This is a genomic window from Enterococcus sp. 3G1_DIV0629 (genome assembly GCF_002141285.1).
In the GTDB taxonomy this organism is placed as follows: Bacteria; Bacillota; Bacilli; order Lactobacillales; family Enterococcaceae; genus Enterococcus_B; species Enterococcus_B lactis.
Genome location: NZ_NGLI01000001.1, coordinates 823,766 through 844,043, shown reverse-complemented (window position 1 = coordinate 844,043; position 20,278 = coordinate 823,766). Strand labels below are relative to the sequence as shown.

15 protein-coding genes and 1 other annotated feature are annotated in these 20,278 nt (G+C 39.6%); of the genes, 3 read left to right on the top strand and 12 right to left on the bottom strand.

Annotation, left to right across the window (positions count from 1 at the left end):
* Positions 1-452: 452 nt before the first annotated feature.
* The 3 genes from A5816_RS04305 to A5816_RS04295 are packed head-to-tail and all read right to left on the bottom strand — an operon-like array spanning position 453 to position 5,534.
* Complete coding sequence (locus tag A5816_RS04305) at positions 453-1,427, bottom strand: beta-galactosidase small subunit (RefSeq protein WP_002372879.1); 975 nt, start codon at positions 1,425-1,427, stop codon at positions 453-455.
* On the bottom strand, positions 1,408-3,291 hold the full coding sequence (locus tag A5816_RS04300; RefSeq protein WP_086310813.1) for a glycoside hydrolase family 2 TIM barrel-domain containing protein: 1,884 nt from the start codon (positions 3,289-3,291) through the stop codon (positions 1,408-1,410). Before A5816_RS04300 ends, A5816_RS04305 begins: the two co-directional genes overlap by 20 nt.
* Positions 3,292-3,308: 17 nt before the next feature.
* Entirely contained in the window at positions 3,309-5,534 is a 2,226-nt protein-coding gene (locus A5816_RS04295; RefSeq protein WP_086310812.1) for an alpha-galactosidase, read from the bottom strand.
* A gap of 113 nt (positions 5,535-5,647) precedes the next feature.
* Here A5816_RS04295 and A5816_RS04290 point away from each other — a divergent pair, with 113 nt between their 5' ends.
* Positions 5,648-6,682: a LacI family DNA-binding transcriptional regulator gene (locus A5816_RS04290; protein ID WP_002400258.1), complete on the top strand. Its 1,035-nt coding sequence runs from the start codon at positions 5,648-5,650 to the stop codon at positions 6,680-6,682.
* Between the two features lie 66 nt (positions 6,683-6,748).
* On the opposite strand, the gene A5816_RS04285 is transcribed toward A5816_RS04290, so the two are convergent.
* The 3 genes from A5816_RS04285 to A5816_RS04275 all read right to left on the bottom strand — a co-directional run bounded on the left by A5816_RS04285 (position 6,749) and on the right by A5816_RS04275 (position 10,186).
* Positions 6,749-7,762 carry an alpha/beta hydrolase gene (locus tag A5816_RS04285; protein ID WP_010732464.1) on the bottom strand — a complete coding sequence of 338 codons (1,014 nt, stop codon included), beginning with the start codon at positions 7,760-7,762 and terminating at the stop codon, positions 6,749-6,751.
* A 77-nt stretch (positions 7,763-7,839) separates the two neighbouring features.
* Positions 7,840-8,976, bottom strand: a complete 1,137-nt coding sequence (locus A5816_RS04280; RefSeq protein ID WP_086310811.1) for a 5-methyltetrahydropteroyltriglutamate--homocysteine S-methyltransferase — start codon at positions 8,974-8,976, stop codon at positions 7,840-7,842.
* Positions 8,977-9,067: 91 nt separating this feature from the next.
* Positions 9,068-9,299, bottom strand: a binding site (T-box leader).
* A 125-nt stretch (positions 9,300-9,424) separates the two neighbouring features.
* Positions 9,425-10,186 (bottom strand): MerR family transcriptional regulator, encoded by a 762-nt coding sequence (locus A5816_RS04275; RefSeq protein ID WP_086310810.1) that lies wholly within the window; start codon positions 10,184-10,186, stop codon positions 9,425-9,427.
* Between the two features lie 98 nt (positions 10,187-10,284).
* Here A5816_RS04275 and A5816_RS04270 point away from each other — a divergent pair, with 98 nt between their 5' ends.
* Together A5816_RS04270 and A5816_RS04265 are read left to right on the top strand one after the other, a co-directional pair.
* Complete coding sequence (locus tag A5816_RS04270) at positions 10,285-12,006, top strand: ABC transporter ATP-binding protein (RefSeq protein WP_086310809.1); 1,722 nt, start codon at positions 10,285-10,287, stop codon at positions 12,004-12,006.
* Positions 12,007-12,020: 14 nt separating this feature from the next.
* Complete coding sequence (locus tag A5816_RS04265) at positions 12,021-13,805, top strand: ABC transporter ATP-binding protein (protein ID WP_002400264.1); 1,785 nt, start codon at positions 12,021-12,023, stop codon at positions 13,803-13,805.
* A gap of 572 nt (positions 13,806-14,377) precedes the next feature.
* Here A5816_RS04265 and A5816_RS04260 read toward each other — a convergent pair.
* The 6 genes from A5816_RS04260 to gatC all read right to left on the bottom strand — a co-directional run bounded on the left by A5816_RS04260 (position 14,378) and on the right by gatC (position 20,262).
* Positions 14,378-14,506: a 30S ribosomal protein S9 gene (locus A5816_RS04260; RefSeq protein ID WP_002295229.1), complete on the bottom strand. Its 129-nt coding sequence runs from the start codon at positions 14,504-14,506 to the stop codon at positions 14,378-14,380.
* A gap of 2 nt (positions 14,507-14,508) precedes the next feature.
* Positions 14,509-15,882: a 23S rRNA (uracil(1939)-C(5))-methyltransferase RlmD gene (rlmD, locus tag A5816_RS04255; protein WP_002400266.1), complete on the bottom strand. Its 1,374-nt coding sequence runs from the start codon at positions 15,880-15,882 to the stop codon at positions 14,509-14,511.
* A gap of 110 nt (positions 15,883-15,992) precedes the next feature.
* Positions 15,993-17,048, bottom strand: coding sequence for a diacylglycerol kinase (locus A5816_RS04250; RefSeq protein ID WP_002292050.1), 1,056 nt, complete (start codon positions 17,046-17,048; stop codon positions 15,993-15,995).
* 9 nt (positions 17,049-17,057) lie between these two features.
* The gene (gene gatB, locus A5816_RS04245; protein ID WP_002297526.1) at positions 17,058-18,488 is read right to left on the bottom strand and encodes an Asp-tRNA(Asn)/Glu-tRNA(Gln) amidotransferase subunit GatB; all 1,431 of its coding nucleotides are present in this window, start codon (positions 18,486-18,488) and stop codon (positions 17,058-17,060) included.
* Positions 18,485-19,957, bottom strand: coding sequence for an Asp-tRNA(Asn)/Glu-tRNA(Gln) amidotransferase subunit GatA (gene gatA / locus A5816_RS04240; protein ID WP_086310808.1), 1,473 nt, complete (start codon positions 19,955-19,957; stop codon positions 18,485-18,487). The genes gatB and gatA overlap by 4 nt, the downstream gene beginning before the upstream one ends.
* Positions 19,957-20,262: an Asp-tRNA(Asn)/Glu-tRNA(Gln) amidotransferase subunit GatC gene (gene gatC / locus A5816_RS04235; RefSeq protein ID WP_002288477.1), complete on the bottom strand. Its 306-nt coding sequence runs from the start codon at positions 20,260-20,262 to the stop codon at positions 19,957-19,959. Before gatC ends, gatA begins: the two co-directional genes overlap by 1 nt.
* Positions 20,263-20,278: the final 16 nt, after the last annotated feature.

Below are 20,278 nucleotides of genomic sequence, written 5' to 3'. Positions count from 1 at the left end.
CTTAAAAAGCGCTGCAAAAATATAAAATAGCCACTATAGATGAATTTCTCTACGTGGCTGTAAGTCGTGTTTAAAAATCTTTAGCCATCATAGATACAAACTTGGTTTGTTTGTACCCACGAAGTCATGAATACAAACCTATCTAAAATAGCTAAAGTAATACGTATTCAGTTTTGTAAGTTTTCTAGATTTCATAAAAAATCGCTCCAAACTGATGTAAGAATTGTACCTAGTATAGACATAAAAAAATCGACTGTCAATCATTTTTGTGAAACTTTTTTTAATTTTCTGATAGTTAACTTTGTTTTTCAGAAAAATAACAATTGGTTTTATTGAAGAAAACAGTCATGAACAAAAGACTCTGAGACTCTTTTACTCCCTTGTTCATGACATATAGAATAAAGCAGCTTTGTCTTGTACACTCCGTTTTTCAAATAATAATCTAAAGATCGCTACTGGATAATAAAACTGATTTCATGGTCCTCTTCGCCGCTGATGCGGTAAGGTGACTCAACATCCGCTCCCCAGCTATTGATACCCCCGACTCCTCTTACTTTTGCAAAAATCGTAAGAACCGTTCGTCTTTCTGGCGGTAGTTCTTCTATATGTGTCGCCTGTTCCAGTTCTTCTGCTTTGAATGGTAAAGCGGAAAAAGCAAATGGCGTATCCTGCTGTTCAAATCGCAACGAAAAGTCTTCTTGATCGTTGTCCGTATTATCCAATGTTTGATTTCTTGTTAGTTCTACCCATTTCGTTTCCATATGCATACCGCATTCTTGGGGAACAAGGTATGGAGGGATAGGGAGTCCTTCCACTTTATAAATACCTTCGATACCACCAGCCAGCCGATCCGGATATGTTTCCCCTGATAAACCTTCATACTCAAAGAATTTTGCTTTTGTTGGCATAATGAACCTTATACCCAATGCTGGTAATTCCGGCAACCCTTTTTGTCCATCATAATGCATCTTAACAAGCATTTTACCCTCTCCAGCGATTTGGTAGGAAATTGTCACTTGTGTTTTTGGTACTGTGTTGATTTCCAGTGTAAAAATGATTTCAACCGTTCCAGCGTATTCATTACTTGAATATTGATTATTTACTGGAGCAATCGGCAAATCGATCTTTTTATTGTCCACCAGTACTTCTATTTCTTTGACTTTTGGATACAATCCGGCTCCTAACCACATACCAGATTTAAATCCAAATCCGCTACCTCTGTCATTATCGGTCGTTGCCCGCCAAAAAACTGGAAGTGTTTCCCGGTATAGCCATTCTTTTCCGTTTTTATTGAGTGATTCCAGTCCGCCTCTTGTATAAGAAAAAATATAATGCGTATTTCCCGATTTGACACCTAATGTACAGTCGCCGAAGACGATTGCAACTTTTTCCGTCTCCATATGACTTTTATTTACTGTATTTTTCATAATAATATCTTACCTCCTGCATGGCGGGTTTTTCTTGTCCATCTGCAAAAACGATTCCAGTCCCTGAGAATTCATAGTCACTTGGTTTATCGTCAAAGTCACCGCCATAGCGCATCACTTCTCGACCAGTGATTGGATCAGTCACTTGGATCGCCTGATCTTTAAAATCCCATATATAGCCCCCTTGGTACATTTCATAACGATCAAGCAACGTCATGTAAGAATCCATTCCACCTAACGAATTCCCCATGTCATGCATGTATTCACATAAGATGAACGGTTTTTCCGCTTTATTTTCAAGGTAGTCAACGATCTCTTCTGGTGGCGCATACATGCAGCTTTTTACATCTGAAATCGAATCTTCGAATGCTGGATTTGGAAAATTCCCTTCATAATGGACGAGTCGATCCGGGTCTACTTTTTTGAAGTAATCGTTCATTTGTCGAATGTTTTCTTCCGCATAGGATTCATTTCCAAGAGACCAAAAAAGAATGCTTGGATGGTTTTTTAATGTTTCGAAATTCGTTTTTGCCCGATCAAGAACAGCGGCTTGCCACTGAGGTACTGCACCTGGCACGTTGTAAGAAGGCTCAAATGCACCCATTTTTTGCCATGAGCCGTGGGATTCGAGGTTCGTTTCCGCCATCACATGGATGCCTGCTTGGTCGCATAAATAATACCAAGTGATCTGGTTGGGGTAATGAGATGTCCGTACGCCGTTGATCTTTGCATTTTTTATGATAGCCAAATCTTTTTCCATATCTTCTATAGTGATGGCGCGTCCTTTTTTTGGATGCCACTCATGTCGATTTACCCCGTTGATGATCATCCGTTTTCCATTGAAGTAGATGATTTTATCTTTGATTTCGATTTTACGAAAACCGAAGGAATAGTCAATATATTCTGTTACTCTTTTTTCTTCGTCTATCGTCTCCAATTCAAGCTTATATAAATTGGGCTGAAAATGCCCCCACAGTGCCACGTTTTCAAATCCATCTATCCGAATCGTCATTTGCTCTTTTAACGGATATTGCTGTTGATAGATTTCCTTCCCCTCAGGATCTAGTATCGCTACATTCAGCTGACTGTTTTGGGCTACTTGCTCAAAAGACAAATCTACTTCAAGTTTGCCATTTTGACATTTGTCATCTAAGCGAGGTTTGATCCAAAGATCTTCTAAATGGTTTTGTCCTCGAGCAACTAAGAAGACATCTCTAAAGATCCCAAAAAATCGGAAAAAGTCCTGATCTTCCAAGAATGCAGCTGTACTTCTTTTGTAAACCTCCACAGCTAGAATATTTTCTTCTTCCAAATAAGGTGTTAAATCAAATTCAGACGGAGTGAACGAATCTTCGGCATACCCGATAAAATGACCATTCAACCAAAGGAACATTGCTTGTTCTACACCAGCAAAATGAATCGAGATTTGTTTTCCCTTTAGACCTTCTTCTAATCGAAAAGTCGTCAAATACGAACCCACTGGATTGTCTTTAGCAGTTGAAAATATCCCTTCCGCCTCTTTCTCAGAGCTTGTCGTGAAAGGGGGACGGCGAAATACATGTCCCTCCCACGGATACATCGTATTGATGTAATGGATCTTGTCATAATTTGCTAATTCAATATGACTAGGAACAGTGATTTCATCAAAAGAACAGGCATCAAAATCTTTTTTATAAAATGTTTTTGGACGTACCGAAGGATTTGGCGAATAATAAAAACGCCATGTTCCATTTAAAGACTGTTTAAGGGAGGATGTGGTTTCTACTTCTTCCCTTGTTGCATAGCAAACATGATCGCTATGTGCATTTGATTGGTTCACTCTAAAAACTTGTGGATCATCTAACCATTTTATATTTGCTTTCATACTTTTTTCCTTCTCTCTCATAACTTTTTGAAATGAAGCAGCTCTGTTTGGAAATCACCTTGAAAATCAGGGAAGTACAGTCCGACTGTCATCAATTCGGCCCCCGAAAATATCCGCTTCGAGGTCTGTTCCTGATAAAGTGCCTCATCATCTAACCCCATCAGATATACTTCATGGAACACTGGTTGCGCTGAAGCTAGTATCCTCCCTAAAAACACAATAGCTTCATCTTGTTTAGGAGACACAAACATCCATGCGGCAATATTTTCTTCAAAAGGACTCGCCAAACGATAATAATGGCCGTACTGAATCACCGGACGAATCGTTTGATAGAATATAATTTGGTCTTTGACTTGCTTTTTTTCTTTAGGAGACAGCTTTGTCAAATCCAGTTCATAACCAAAAACAGCGCTCATAGCTGTTTCTCCTCTTGTTTTCAACGAAGTAGATCTGCCAGTCTGATGATTTGGTACAGCTGATACATGAGCCGTGATGGACGAAATCGGATAAGCAAGACTTGTTCCATATTGGATTTTCATACGCTCCACTGCATCCGTGTTATCACTTGTCCATGACTGCGGCATATAATAAATAAAACCAGCATCAAACCGCCCACCTCCACCAGAACAGCCTTCCCATAAGATTTCCGGATAATCAGCTGTCAAATGTTCGAGTAGTTCATAAAGCCCGAGCATATAACGATGCGCTACTTCTCCTTGTCTCTGTGGGTCAAGGGTAATCGAATAGACCTCTGAAAGCGAACGGTTCATATCCCATTTGATGTAGTCAAGAGGAATCGTGTCTAAAATCTTTCTCATTTGTTTCTCAATCGTCTGCCGAACATCTAACCTTGTAAAATCCAGTACATGTTGTGATCTGGAAGCAGAAGGCATTCTACCTGGCTCCTGCATAAGAAAATCAGGATGTGTTCGATACAGTTCAGAATCAATGGAGATCATTTCTGGTTCAAACCATAAACCAAATTTCAATCCTTTGCTATGAGAATAATCTGCTATTTCACGTAATCCATTTGTCAACTTGCCTTCATACTCGAACCAGTCTCCTAATGAAGAATTGTCCGCATCTCTTTTTCCAAACCAGCCATCATCTAATACGAACATTTCGATGCCTAGCTCCTTTGCTTCATCAATGATCGCCTTGATTTTTTCACTATTGAAGTCAAAGTAAGTGGCTTCCCAGTTATTGACAAGAATCGGCCGTTCAGCAAATTGATGACGACCTCTTGCGATTCTTTCACGTAGCAACTCATGGTGGATCTGACTCATTTTGTTCAATCCCTGACTTGAGTAAGAAAGGATCATTTCAGGTGTTTGAAAAGACTGATTTGCATTCAATTCCCACGAAAAACGATGGCTGTTGATCCCACCGACGACTCTGAATTGATTGATCTGATCTTTTTCAAGTTCGAAAGAATGGTTGCCGGAATATACAAATTGAAGTCCGATCGCTTCTCCAGTATTTTCTGTCGTATGATGATGAACTAAAGCAATAAAGTTATTCATATGGTGACTGCTCGTTCCTCGACGGCTTTCAAATACTTTTGTTCCAGATAAAAGAGATTGCCGTGAAATCTGTCTTTCATTGACATGTGCTCCTGGCAAAGCAATGACTTCATCAAATCGCCTAGTATGGGCAAAGTCTAGCTGGAAACTAGCTGCTTTTTCTAGTTTGATTGTTTCTCCGGTTTCATTTCTTATCTTTACAGATCGTGTAATCACTGCTCTATCACTAAATATGGTATAGAACAAATCGAAATAAATCGCTGTTTCTCTATCCTTGAGTGAAATCACCAACGTTTGTGCCTCTGACTTGTCTAGCACATAAGTTTGAGGCAAGCCTTCGATCTCTGGCTTCCCATCTGTAATATAATGGCTGTCATATCTCAGATCCAGTAAGTCTGACCCATTCTTGCGCTGAATGATCGATGCGGGCGTTCGAAAGTCCATGCTGCCATGAGAAGAGTATTCTTGCGGTAGTGTATCTTTCGACAGAGACCGGTCAGGATTTAAGGGAACATTTCCTGAAAATCCACGATCTCTTCGGGGATAATTTTTATTGTCTTTGTACTGCTTGACTGGTTTGCCAAAATAAATATGCGCCAATACATTGCTCTCTTCTATCTTTATCAGATAAGAAAGAAATGTATTTCGTAAATGGAAGACTCGGCTCTTTTCATCAAATAAGATGAAATTTTTTTCTGTTTTTCTATGCGTAATATCCATCATTTCACTCCCATCAAAACGGAAACCGTTTACTTTTTTTATAATTCCTGTATACTGTTTACTAAACAATTTTGTCAATAGAAATTTTTTATTTTTTTGAGGAGTGTGTAAAAATGGTTGGAATTAGAGATGTCGCACGAAAGGCAAATGTCTCCCCTGCTACAGTTTCCCGCGTGTTGAATAACGATCAGACGATCCATGTGGCTCAGGCTACTCGGCAACGGATAATAGAGGCAGCTGCTGCGTTGGATTATGATATCAGTACTCGTAAATATATCAAAAAGAGAATGCCTTCGATTGGTGTGATCTCTACGATCGGCAAAGCTAGCGAAGAACAGGATATCTATTACAAACATTTGCGAGTAGGGATGGAAGAAGAGGCTCGACGTCTGCATTTAGGGATGAATCGAATCTATAATCTATCTGATAATCCTAAACAATGGGAAGATCTAGATCAGTTAGGTGCGGTGATCGTTGTTGGGACTGTTACGAAAGAATCGATTACCGCCTTGTTAAAACAAAACATGCAAATAGTCGTCGTGGATAACCCTGACATCCAGCAAGAGGTCGATATGGTGTATGCAGATCTTGAACGGATGACTAAAACCGTACTGGAATTGTTCTTAGAAAATGGCCATAGAAGAATAGCCTATATCGGGGGATATAAAGTCGATATGGATGAATTCGGTGGGAAGCAGATTTCTATAAACGAAAAGAGGATGCGTGCCTATCAGCATTTTATGATCGATCATCACTTAGAAAAATATATGTCTTATCGTCTAGGTGGCTGGACTGAAAAACAAGGTGAGGTACTTGCGACTGATCTATTAGAAAATGAATCCCCTCTTCCTACTGCCATTCTTGTCGGGAGCGATCCAATGGCAATCGGTGTCTATCGGGCATTGAAACAAAAAAATATCCAAATTGGAGAAGAGATTGTTGTAGCAAGCTTTGATAATATCGAGACAATCGCAAACCTCTCCCCTGGCTTGACCAGTGTTCAAATCAATGCGAAATCAATTGGGCAAGCAGCTGTTCGAATGGCATTAGAGCGAATTGACGGTATACGGGACGAACCAATCATTTTGACTTATCCTGCGCGATTGATTGTTCGGGAAAGTTTTATCCCAAGAACAAAAAGGTATTGAAAGAGAGGTTGTGAAAAGCCGCTTCGTTTCTTCATACTCAAAACTAAACGGCTTTTTCACAACCTCTTACTTATACTTATTCACAAAATCCAATGTCTGCTGGTAACAATTTTGCGATTCTTTTAGCGTGTAATCAAATTGGTATTCATGGGTAATCTCTTTTTTTGTATCTGTATAAAACAAGGATTGCACGGGTACCTTTAATTCTGTCAACCGATTTTCTAATGCTTGACCTTGCTCCTGGAATGAGTATGCATTTCCGTCAGTTATATACGTTGGCGGAAATTCCTTAGAAACATGGTCAGCCACACTAGCTTCTTTCAGTTGCTCGCTCGTTTTCCAATCTTTTGTTCCAATCAACGACCATGCAACAGTTTTGACGAAGAACTTCATAAATCGATCATCCGAATGTTGCTGTGCTGTTAGCTTCAAATCAACGGGTCCGCAATAAGAAATGGTTCCTTTCAAACTATCTTTTGGAAGTACCTGTTTGATTTTCATTTGTTTGGCATATGCTTCGTTTGTTTGTAGAGCTGCATATTGCAAAGCGATTTGTGCACCTGCACTATCTCCGCCAAAAAATAGTTGTTCCATGTCTAGCAGTTTGTCGTCTTTTTCTTCAGCTAATAAATCTTTGACCAGCTCATTCACTTGAAGAACTTGATTAGGGTATTCTGAATCAGGCGCTAATTCATAATTCATCGCAACCACTGCGATGTTGGCGTCTGATACTAATTTTGTCGCAAATTCCTTGACACCTGATTTATCTCCGCCGACGAACCCTCCACCATGTACCCAAAACAGAACAGGCACAGGTCCCTTGCTGTTTTTTGGATAGTAGATATCATACGTATTCTCTTTATAGTTGGACTCATACGTCAAATCTGTTTTTTTCGCCACGTTTTTTTCTGCTTGATTGAACGTTTTCTGATCGGTGATTTGAACAGTATTTGAAAACATATGGTTGATCAAGAATGCTCCAGGTCTGGGGGAAAGCTGGAAGGCAAGAAAGATTGCAAACACGATCCCGAGAATGATCCCGAAGAACCATCCGATAAATTTAAGAATTTTCTTTTTCATAAGTCTCCCTCAGTAATTAATATTAAGCATTCTGATTATACCATAGTGTTCTTTCCTAGCAAGCTCTCCTGCATGATTTAATTGTTCCCCCAAACTTCTTCTGCAATGCTTTTGACAAAAGCAATCTTTTCCCATTGTTCTTCTTCAGACAAAATATTTCCTTCTTCTGTTGAAGCAAATCCGCATTGAGGACTTAAGCACAAACGATCCAAAGGCAGATATCGTGTCGCTTCGTAGATCCGGTCAATCACTTGCTGGCGCTCTTCCAGTTCACCACTTTTCGTTGTGATCAAGCCTAATACAACTAATTTATCTTCGGAAACTTTCGCTAAAGGTGCAAAACTCCCAGCACGTTCACTATCGTATTCTAAATAATAGGCACGGACATTCTCTTGACTAAATAATGGATCTGCTACGTCGTCATAGCCCCCCGATGCTGCCCAAGTAGAATGATAATTCCCGCGACAGACATGTGTATTGAGCATTAAATCATCTGGCTGGTCAGCTAAGACTGCATTATTGATCGTTAAATAAAGATTTGCTAGCTCCCGACGAACTTCTTTTTCATCTTCTCCCTCATCCACCGCAAACCCTTTAGGAAGTGGTGCAACTAATACTCCCCATGTACAATCATCTAGCTGGATCGTCCGCGCACCTGCTTCATATAAGTCGTCGATCACTTGACGATAAGCTGCAATGATATCTTTAATTAATGTTTGATTGTCTTCATAAACTTTTCGAACATGGGGTAATATATCCGGACGAAGTAGTTCCACTAAAATTTGAGCTGGAGCAGGAATTGTCTGTTTCACTTCGATGCCTTGACTTGTATGAGCCTGAGTGAATTTAAAATGTTCGACGAAAGGATGGTTCGTACCAGAAATTTTCCCCGTCACAATCACTGTACCAGGACGTGTCTCTTCTCCATGAAAGAAATAGCCATGTTCAGGCACATAAAATTCCACGCCATTCAACCCATAAAAGAAGTCCAAGTGCCACCAGCTGCGACGGAACTCTCCATCAGTAACAGCTTTCAAACCAGCTCCTTCTTGTTTTTTTATCAATTCGATGATCGTTTCATCTTCAACTTTTCGAAGTTCTTCTTGTGTGATTTTCCCATCAGCAAAACGAGTCCTTGCCTCTTTCAGCTTTTCAGGACGTAAAAAGCTCCCGACGATGTCATAGCGAAATGGTGATGTTGTTCGAGTTGTCATTAAAAATCTCCTCCAATAATCATGTTTTAACAAAGCGTAAGAAGCTTTTCAAAAAAAGAAAAAGTACCCGCCTCTTTTGCCGTTGAACGACAAAAGGGACGAATACTTCGTGTTACCACCCTTATTTGCATTATTCTCACAAATAATGCCTCATCGGTACAGATTGTATACCCGGCGAGTTATCGGTCGCTTTACCGTTTAGATTGCGTGAACAATCAAAAAAACTCAGAGCTCATCTTCACTGATCAAACAATCCTTGCTCTCACCTACCAAGGTCTCTGTACTTATTTCCTATCAGCTACTCTTCTCTTCAACGCTTCATTATTTGCTAATTAATATCCCACTTTCGTTTCATTTTGTCAATCTTTTTTTAATAAAAAATCGAGCAGTTTCTCTCTCTTATTTCATTTCCATCCATTCAATCACACTTATCCTAAACACTTCTTTCCTATTTTTTCATTTCCATCCATGCATGATAATATTCAATTCTGATATTGTTTTCGTCCGTATTCGTCAATAGATATTGTCCGATCACTTCTCCTGTTTTCCACCCTTTTTCATGCATTGTTTCTCTGACTTCTAAGATATTATTACGTTCCGCATGGTTCATCTCAGATTTCAACAAAAACCGGCGATAAGTAGTCGTATCTTTTTTCTTCCAAATCACATCTTGGGAAAATAAATGTATCTCACTGGGATCGATAAAAAAGCCGTACATCGTTTGCGAACTGGAAGCTGGCATACTCATCATTCCAAAACTCGAATAGTTCGGTAGAAATTGTTTTATTTCCACAATATCCTCAAATTCCGTTGAGATCATACAGTCAAAAGGGATCTCTTCTATAGGAAATTCTTCCTCGTTTGTATCGATCATCAATTTCAACTGTTTTTTCCGCGCCCTTATCTCTTTCTGTTTTTGTTTCATTATCAATAGCTCTTTATGGATTCTTTTTTCTGTTTCATCAAGTGTCTCATATAACTCCGTCAATGTTTTACCATATAAATTCTTCATCTGCTTGATCGGTATATCTAATTTTCTATAAAAAACGATATCATAAAGCATAAAAATATCGTCGATATCAAACAAGCGATAATCATTCTCTTCCTGTCTACTTGACCGAATCAGACCCTGTTCATCCCAATAGCGAATCGTTGATTTTGGCAAATCGAACAGTTCCGATACTTGGCCGATCGTGTACATTTTTTTCATTTTTTCTCACCTCTTTTCCAGTTTATTCTTTTTTCTATTGACCTTCAAGCTACTTGAAGGTATAGAATCGAAAAGTATCAGGAAAAAGGAGGAATAATATGACTATCTTAAAAAAATTCTTACAGCAAAACAAAGGACTCGCTCTCCTTACCTTTGTGATGATCTGTTTACAAATCGCCGGTACATTAGGTGTACCAAAATTAGTAGCCAAACTGATCGACACAGGTATAGTAAGTGGCGAAGCCTCTGTTATCAAGAAAATCGGCGTTGAAATGCTACTTGTAGCATTTCTAGGAACGATCGCTGCAGTTGCCTCTAGTTACTTTTCAGCATTGGCATCCGCTCGGTTTGGATTCCAGACACGGGAGAAATATTTCCGTAAATTCCAACAACTGTCAATGAAGGATATCAGCCGTTTCAGTTCTGGATCTCTTTTGACAAGAATGACGAATGATGTCGATAATGTCCAGCAAATGATTGTTTTATTTTGCCAAATGATTTTACCAGCACCAGTTATTTGCTTTTTCACCATCCTCATGATGTTTCGTTATTCTCTATTGCTTACATGGGTTACATTATTCTCTGTTGTTTTTTACGTATGGATTGTTTACCGACTGATGAAACGAGGAACGCCTTTATCTTTAAGTATCCAACCAAAAATGGATCGGATCACCATCACATTGAGAGAATTCTTTACGGGAATCAATATGATCCGTGCCTTTGATAATCAGTCATATGAAGAAAAGCGAACGAATCAGACCTTTGCAGATTATGCTAGTCAAATGATCAAAGTGAACCGAATCTTTGCTTGGGTCACTCCAATTGCTTTTTTACTCATGGGAATCGTTTATGCTTCTATTTTGTGGTTTGGCGGAAATCTTGTGGCAGACGGGACGTTACAGATCGGCGTCGTGACCGCGGTAGTGGAATACTCTATGCTGACACTTGCTTATTTGATGATTGCAGCCATGGTACTGGTCATTATCCCTAAATCATTCGCCTCTTTACGACGGATAGAAGAAATACTCGAAGCAGAGATCGAAATTAAAGAAGAGACGATCCAAACAGCTGCTAAACCATCCTTTGATCAGACAAATGCAGCTGCTTTTGAACATGTCACATTCAAATATACTGAAACTTCTGATCCAGTTCTAGAAGATATTGATTTTACAATACCTAAAGGAAAAACAACGGCGATCGTTGGCGGGACCGGATCTGGAAAAAGCAGTTTAGCAAAACTTCTCTTGAGACTAAGTGATCCTACGGTAGGAAAAGTGACCCTTGGTGGTATTCCTCTTACTCAAATGACGCAGGAACAGATCCGCTCACACATCAGTTATGTCCCTCAAAAAGCCTTCTTATTCAGCGGTACGATCTTAAGCAACTTGCAGATGGGAAATGAACATGCCTTACCAGAAGAATTGGCTAAAGCGATCAAGATCGCCCAATTAGAAGAACTAGTGGACACTCTTCCTGATGGATTAGATAGCTTTGTTGCTCAAGGTGGTTCTAATTATTCTGGCGGACAGAAACAGCGGATATGCATTGCTCGAGCATTGATCAAACCAGCAGAAATCTATGTATTCGATGATAGTTTTTCCGCTTTAGACTATAAAACAGACGCAGCATTAAGGGCAGCACTCCATAAACACATGTCGGAGAAAACTCTCGTGATTGTTGCTCAACGGCTCAGTACGATCCAACAAGCAGATAACATCATTGTTTTAGATGAAGGAAAAATCGTAGGACAAGGTACTCATGAAGAACTATTGTCTAATTGTCAAACATATCAGGAATTTGCCAAATCACAAGGAATATAGAAAGAAGGGATTCGATGGAAAAGAAAAAAACGTTAAACACAGGCGCTTTGATACGTTTTTGGAAAATGATCAAACCTGAACATAAATATTTTTACGGATTGTTTCTATGCAGTTTATTGGGCAACCTATTAGTTGTAGCCATGCCCTTGATCATGGGAATTGGGATTGATGATTTATTGTCGCAAATAAGAAAAACAGGTATTGGACAGCTTTCTTTCAGTGATATCAAACAAGCATTGTTGTTCCCTGTCTTATTGCTGATCGGCTGTTCAGTCCTAAGCAGTGTTGCTTCATTTATCCAAGAACGTACAATGGCAGCATTAAGCGAAAAGATCACATTGAGGGTGCGAAAAGAAATCACAAAAAAATTCAAAACGTTACCGATGTCGTTTTTTGATAATCATCAAGTCGGCGACATCATCAGTCGGACGACTACCGGACTCAATCAGCTTTCTCAAGTGTTATTGACAGGTATCAATCAATTTTTCACTTCTGTCGTAACAATAGCTGCTGCTGGTCTAATGCTGTTTTATATCGAAAGCAAGCTCACTTTGCTCGTCTTATTGCTGATCGTTGGAAGTTCAATTGTTACAACTAAAATTGCGAATAAAAACAAACAGATTTCTGAACAAAACCAATATGAACTAGGTGTCTTGAATAATCGGATGGAAGAAATCTTAGCTGGTAATCTAGTGGTCAAAACATTCAATCAGCAAGCTCATGCAGAAGCTTCCATACATGAAGTAAACAAAAAACAATACAATGCTTTTAAACGTGCTCAATTTATGAACTTTGCCATCTATCCGGCAATCCGTTTCATCAATCAACTCGCCTTCATCATAAGTGCGGTATTCGGTGCTATACTCGTTCTTTCTGGCGGTGTGACGATTGGCTTCTTACAAGCTTACCTTCAGTACATCAATCAGATCTCTGAACCAATTTCCACTGCTTCTTATGTGATCAACTCGATCCAATCCGCAATGGCTGCAATCGAAAGGATCTTTGAGATATTAGATGAAACAGATGAAATTCCGGACTTACCAGAAGCAAAACTTTTGGAAGAACCGAAAGGAAAAATAGCTTTCAAAAATGTACAATTTGGTTACACATCGGATAAAATATTGATGAATCAAGTTGATTTTTCAGTAAAACCAAAACAAACTGTGGCGATCGTTGGACCAACTGGTGCAGGAAAAACGACTTTAGTTAATCTGCTGATGCGTTTTTATGAACTGAATAAAGGAAAGATCGAATTTGACGGCCGCGATATTACTAAGCTTTCGCGTGGAGAACTACGCCGTTCTTTTGGGATGGTCTTACAAAATACCTGGCTGTTTGAAGGAACAGTGGCCGATAATATTGCCTATGGGAAAATGGATGCCACGAGAGAACAAATTATCGAAGCGGCTGAAATCGCGCAATGTGATCACTTTATTCGAACACTGCCAGAGGGATATGATACAATCATCTCTAGCGAAAATGGTACGTTATCTCAAGGACAGCAACAATTATTAACAATTGCACGGGTCATTCTGGCAAATCCCCCTGTCGTTATTTTAGATGAAGCAACTTCTAGTGTAGATACACGAACAGAAGCATTGATCCAACAAGCAATGGAGGCTGTGACAAAAGACAGGACAAGTTTTGTCATTGCCCACCGTTTGTCAACGATTGAAAATGCAGATATGATCCTTGTAATGAAAAACGGCGATATCGTCGAAAAAGGAACGCATTCTGAATTACTCCAAGCACCAACGCTTTATGCTAGCCTTTATAATAGTCAATTTCAGGTAGCATAGCCAAAAGAGCGTGGGACAAAAGTAAAGAACACTTTTGTCTCACGCTCTAAACACGTATAAACGGCGGAAGCAGAAGCAACTCCTTCGGAAATAAGCTGAAATTAACAAAAATTTGAAAAGCAATTTTCGTGAATTCCTTCTTATTTCTTGGAGTTAAACGCTTCTGTCCCAGCCTCTTTGTCTCATTACCGGTTGAACACAAAAAATGTTAAAATATCTGAATACAATCAGCTAAATATTTTGGAATGGCCTCGTATGTAGCTTTCCAGTCAGCAGGAGCAATTCTGATGGATTTCATGAGTTTTTAACTTAGCTTTTCTAAATGCAGCTACGTTTCTTGTTTCTTTTGTCATCATGACTTTTTTAAACCCTCATTTTCAACGACTTTTTCACGAACAGCCGATTGAATTACCAAAAAATGCGGAGTATAGCGGCATTTTATTCACTCTTTCTTTATCTTTTTTAGGTTATATCATTGTCAAGAACATGAAACGAAGTGTATGAGGATTTAAATAGCGAAAGGATGAGGAACGATCATCAAAATCATCGTTCCCCATCCTTTTTTAACCATATTACTTATTAAAGATCTTAGGGCCTTTTCTCATGTTTTTACGATCATTTTTAGGTGTTTCCATTTGTTTGGATCGGCCTCCACCTTGTTTCTTTTTGATCAATTCTTTCATTTTTTCTTTTTGGTCCATTTTTATTCTCCTTTAACGAATGAAGCGACTAATTCGATATGATGGGTTTGTGGGAAAAGATCTACAGGCTGAACTTTCTTCACGGCATAACCTGCTTCTGCAAATAACTTAGCATCTCTTGCAAAAGTTGCCGGATTGCATGAGATATAGACGATTCGTTCTGGTGACATTTCGATTGCTGATTCAATAAAATGATGATCTAATCCTTTTCGTGGAGGGTCAACTACGATCACAGATGGTTTGATCCCTTTTTCTTGCCATTTTTTCATGACTTTTTCTGCTTTTCCGACTTCATAATGAACATTTTCGATTTTATTATTTAAAGCATTGAACTGTGCATCTTCAATTGCTTCTGGAATAACTTCCATCCCATACACCTTATCCACTCTGTCTGCTAAAGACAAGCCAATCGTACCTATTCCTGAATAAGCGTCGATCACAATGTCTTTTTTATCTAACTCGGCAAACTCGATGGCTGTTTGGTACAGATACTCTGCTTGTTGAGTATTTACTTGATAAAATGACTTTGCTGAGATTCGATAGGTTTTTCCTAATAGCTGATCTTCGATATAATCTCTGCCATATAAAACTTTTTCTTTGTCTCCTAAAATCACATTTGTTTTTTCTTCATTGATATTTTGGATGACCGAAACCACTTCTGGCAATTCTTCATGAATGGCTTCAGCAATTTCCTTGGATTTAAAGAATTTTTCTTTACGAGTAACTAAAACGACCATCATTTCATGGGAATAATGACCACGACGGATAATGATGTGACGAAGCTGTCCTTCATTTTTTTCTTCATTATATCCTCGTACTTGGAACCGTTGCAAGATATCTCTGACTACTTTGATTGCTTGATCGATGACAGGATCTTGGATATAAAAATCTTCGATAGGGACTAGATCATGGCTATTCTTTTTGTAAAAACCGGTGGCTAACTGTCCATCGATACGGCGAACAGGGATCTGTGCTTTATTACGGTAGCCGAATGGTTCTTCCATTCCGACCGTTGGAAGTACAGGAACTTCTGGCATCTTAGCAATCTTCGCCATTACATGCTCTACTTGTTTTTGTTTGAAAACAAGCTGTTGTTCATACTTCAAATGTGCTAAAGGTGCGATACCTGTGCGAAGTAATGCATTGTTTTCTACAGGCTGACGATCAGGAGATTGTGTAATAAATGTTTCGACTTTCCCATATCCAAACTTGTTGCCTGCTTTCACTACTAGTATTTCTACTTCTTCTCCAGGGAGTGCATTTTCGATAAATAATGGATAACCATCGATTTTTGCTACCCCCATTCCTTCATAACTCAAGTCGACGATTTCGACTGTATATCGTTCGTTTTTCTTTACTAATTGCTGTTCTGTCATATTTTGCTCCTTTAAGCCTATTTTTCAATCCTACTGAACTCTACTATAAATCAGTTAATTACACAACTAAAACCGGCACTGACCTTACTACGTTCAGCACCGGCTTTTGATTAATTCTTTTGATTAGGTGTTTCGTCTGCTATTTTTCCGTCACCGTCGATATCTTCATCCGTTAAACGTTCGACTTCTTTTACAAATTCTTTGCTAACAACCTCTAATTCTTCTTCATCTGTGCCTGTGATTGCTTCATCAGGAATCTGATCGGTATTGGCAAAGAACTCAATGTGTTGATGAAGATTTTGGAAATGCATCGGTGCTTCCCCGCCATATTCACCATCTAAGTTGATCATTACTGGTCGATTGATATCATCTTCTGTTTCGACGAACAAACTGCTTGTTTTGGTATAGATTACTCTTGGATCATCGACATGTCGACCGCCATTCAGCATGAGCGCCGCAATATGCAAAATCTCAAAGATATTTGCTGTCTTCACGATGATCAAAGAAAACTTGCCATCATCCAATTTGGCATCTGGCGCAATCTGTTCGAATCCTCCAACAGAGTTCGTCAGCCCTAGGAAAAACATCGAAGCATTTCCGATATATTCCCCTTCATCATACTTCAAGCGCATTTTGATGGGCTTTACTCGAGGCAGCATCTCTGCTCCTTTTGCAAGGTAGGCAAGATAACCAAAAATACTCTTTAGTTCTGATGGAACTTCATAAGTCAATTCTGTCAAATAGCCGCCTGCAGCGATATTGATGAAGTAACTGCTATCAGAAAGACCGATGTCCATTTTTACGGTTTGGTGTTTTTTTATTACTTCTGCTGCTGCTTTAATATTATCTCTAGGAATTTTTAATGCTCGAGCATAGTCGTTCGTCGTACCGGCTGGGATAATGGCCATTTTAGGACGGTGTTCAAGCGGAGCGATCCCATTGACCACTTCGTTGATCGTTCCGTCGCCCCCAGCTGCCACTACTAGATCAAAACCTAGTTCTGCAACTCTGCGTGCTTCATTCTTGGCTGAATCAGGTTCTGGTGTAGTGGCATAGGCGCTGGCTTCAAATCCTGCTTCTTCTAATGCCTGTAGGATATCCGCCAAATTTTTTTTCAATAATTCTTTTCCCGAGGTAGGGTTATAAATTACGCGTGCTTTTTTCATTTTCAGCCTCTAGCGTTTCGCTAATTCATCTTTAAGCAGCTTGTTCACGACACCAGGATTTGCTTGCCCTTTAGTTGCTTTCATGATTTGACCGACTAGGAAGCCAACCGCACGATCTTTTCCATTTTTGAAATCATCGACAGATTGTTGATTGTTATCCAAGATTTCATTAATGATTGGAAGAAGTTTGCTAGGATCAGATAATTGTACCCAACCATTTTTCTCAACAACTTCTTGCGCTTCTCCGCCATTTGTGATTAATTCACGGAAAACTTTTTTGGCGATTTTTGAGCTGATCGTTCCATCAGCGATCAAACGAATCATTCCTGCTAAGTTCTCAGGTGTCAATTTTGTCTCAGCTAATTCCAGTTTCTCACTGTTCAAGTAAGCAGAAACTTCACCCATCAACCAGTTAGATGCTTGCTTGGCATCTGCACCATTTTCCAAAACAGCTTCAAAGAAATCAGACATTTCTTTTGTAAGTGTCAATACCATTGCGTCATACTCCGGAAGACCAAATTCACGGATATAACGTTCGCGACGAGAAGCTGGCATCTCAGGTAAACTAGCTTTTACTTTTTGAATCCATTCGTCATCGATTACGAATTTCGGAATATCAGGCTCTGGGAAATAACGATAATCACTAGAACCCTCTTTCACACGCATCAAAACTGTTTTATTCGTTGTTTCGTCAAAACGGCGTGTTTCTTGTTGGATTTCTCCTCCTGAAAGAAGAACTTTTGCTTGACGTTTTTCTTCAAAAGCTAAACCTTTTTTCACGAAAGATAAAGAGTTCAAGTTTTTCAATTCTGCTTTCGTACCGAATTCTTCTTGTCCATAAGGGCGTAGAGAAATATTCGCATCACAACGCATAGACCCTTCTTCCATTTTCACATCGCTGACTTCTGTAAATTGGATGATTGAACGTAATGCTTCTAGATAAGCGTATGCTTCTTCTGGTGAACGCATATCAGCTTCAGAAACAATTTCGATCAAAGGCGTGCCTTGTCGGTTCAAATCAACGTAAGAATAACCGCCGATACCATGCATGTTTTTCCCAGCATCTTCTTCTAAATGGACCCGTTCGATCCGGATTTTTTTCTTCTTGCCTTCTACTTCGATTTCGATCCATCCGTCATGACCGATTGGTTGATCAAATTGGGAAATTTGATAGGCTTTCGGATTATCTGGGTAAAAGTAATTTTTCCGGTCAAAATGAGTATCTTTAGAGATTTCGCAGTTTAATGCCAAAGCTGCTTTCATCCCGAATTCCAGCGCAGCTTTGTTCATTACTGGCAGCACGCCTGGATAACCCCAGTCGATCACGTTTGTATTGCTGTTTGGTTCTGCACCAAAATGAGCTGGCGCTGGAGAGAAAATTTTTGAGTTGGTTTTCAACTCGACGTGGACTTCTAGTCCAATGACTGTTTCAAAATTCATTCGTCTTTCCCTCCTAAAATAGCTGGTTGTTGTGTGTGGAATTCTGTTGATTGTTCAAACGCATATGCCGCTTGATACATCGTTTTTTCATCAAAATAATTACCGATGATCTGCAATCCAACTGGTAATCCTTCTGACAATCCTGCCGGTACAGACATACCTGGAAGTCCAGCCAAGTTGACAGGGATCGTTAAGATGTCACTCATGTACATCGTGATTGGATCGTTGATGTTCTCACCGATTCCGAATGCCACTGTTGGTGAAGATGGTCCGATGATCAAGTCATAATCTGCAAAGACTTTTTCAAAATCTCGTTTGATCAATGTACGGACTTGTCCTGCTTTTTTGAAGTAAGCGTCATAATAACCCGCACTTAATGAGAATGTACCTAACATGATACGGCGTTTTACTTCTTCACCGAATCCTTCTGAACGTGAGTTGACATATACATCATCCAATGATTTCACGTTTTCAGAGCGATAACCATAGCGAATACCATCGAAACGTTGCAAGTTGGAACTTGCTTCTGATGAGGCAATGATATAATAAACAGCCACACCGTATTTTGAATGAGGTAAGCTGACTTCTTCCACAACAGCACCTAATGAACGGAATGTTTCTGCTGCTTTCAATACAGCTTCTTTTACGCCAGGGGCCACACCTTCGCCTAAGTATTCTTTAGGTAAAGCAATCTTCATTCCTTTGATGTCACCGGTCAGTCCCTCTGCAAAGTCAGGAACTGAAACGCCTGAAGAAGTACCGTCTTTTTCGTCATAACCACTGATAGCTGTCAATGCTAATGCGTTATCTTTCACCGTACGGGTCATTGGTCCGATTTGGTCAAGAGATGAAGCAAAGGCAATCAAGCCAAAACGTGAGACACGGCCATAAGTAGGTTTCATTCCTACAATGCCGTTGAAAGCTGCTGGTTGGCGGATACTTCCCCCCGTATCACTACCTAAGGAAACTGGGATTTGTCCAGCTGCTACTGCTGCTGCAGAACCACCGGAAGAGCCACCAGGTACTTTTGTTTGGTCCCAAGCATTTTTTGTTTTCTTGAAATAAGAAGTTTCTGTACTTCCGCCCATAGCAAATTCATCCATGTTTAGTTTACCAACAGGGATCATATCTGCTTGATAGATTTTATCCATGACCGTTGCATCATAAATTGGTTCAAAATTGTAAAGAATCTTAGATGCAGCGGTTGTCAAGATATCTTTTGTTACGATATTATCCTTGATCCCAATCGGAATTCCAGCAAGGATGTTGCTTTCATCAATCCCTTTTTCATCTAAAGCTTTTGCCTGTTCCAATGCTTTTTCTTCATTCAATGTGATGAATGCTTCGATCTCAGGCTCTGTTTCTTTGATTCGTTCAAATGTTGCTTTTGTCAAATCTTGTACAGTGATTTCTTTCGATACAAGCATATGATGCAGTTCTTCTAGAGAACGATTGTGTAATTTTGTCATTATGCGCCAGCCTCCCCATTATCGATGATTGCGGGTACTTTGATAAAGCCGTCTTCTGTTTCCGGCACATTTTTCAATAATTCATCACGGTTCCATCCAGCTTGCGCCCGATCTTGTCGCATCACGTTTACTGTTTCGACAACATTCGACGTAAATGGAACACCTTCCGTATCTACTTCTTCCAGCATTTCCACCATATCGATGATTTTACCTAATTGGTCGGTAAAACTTGCAAGTTCTTCATCTGCGAACGCAAGTTTTGCTAATTTGGCAACGTGTTTCACTTGTTCTTCACTAATCGCCATACTACCCCTTCTTTCT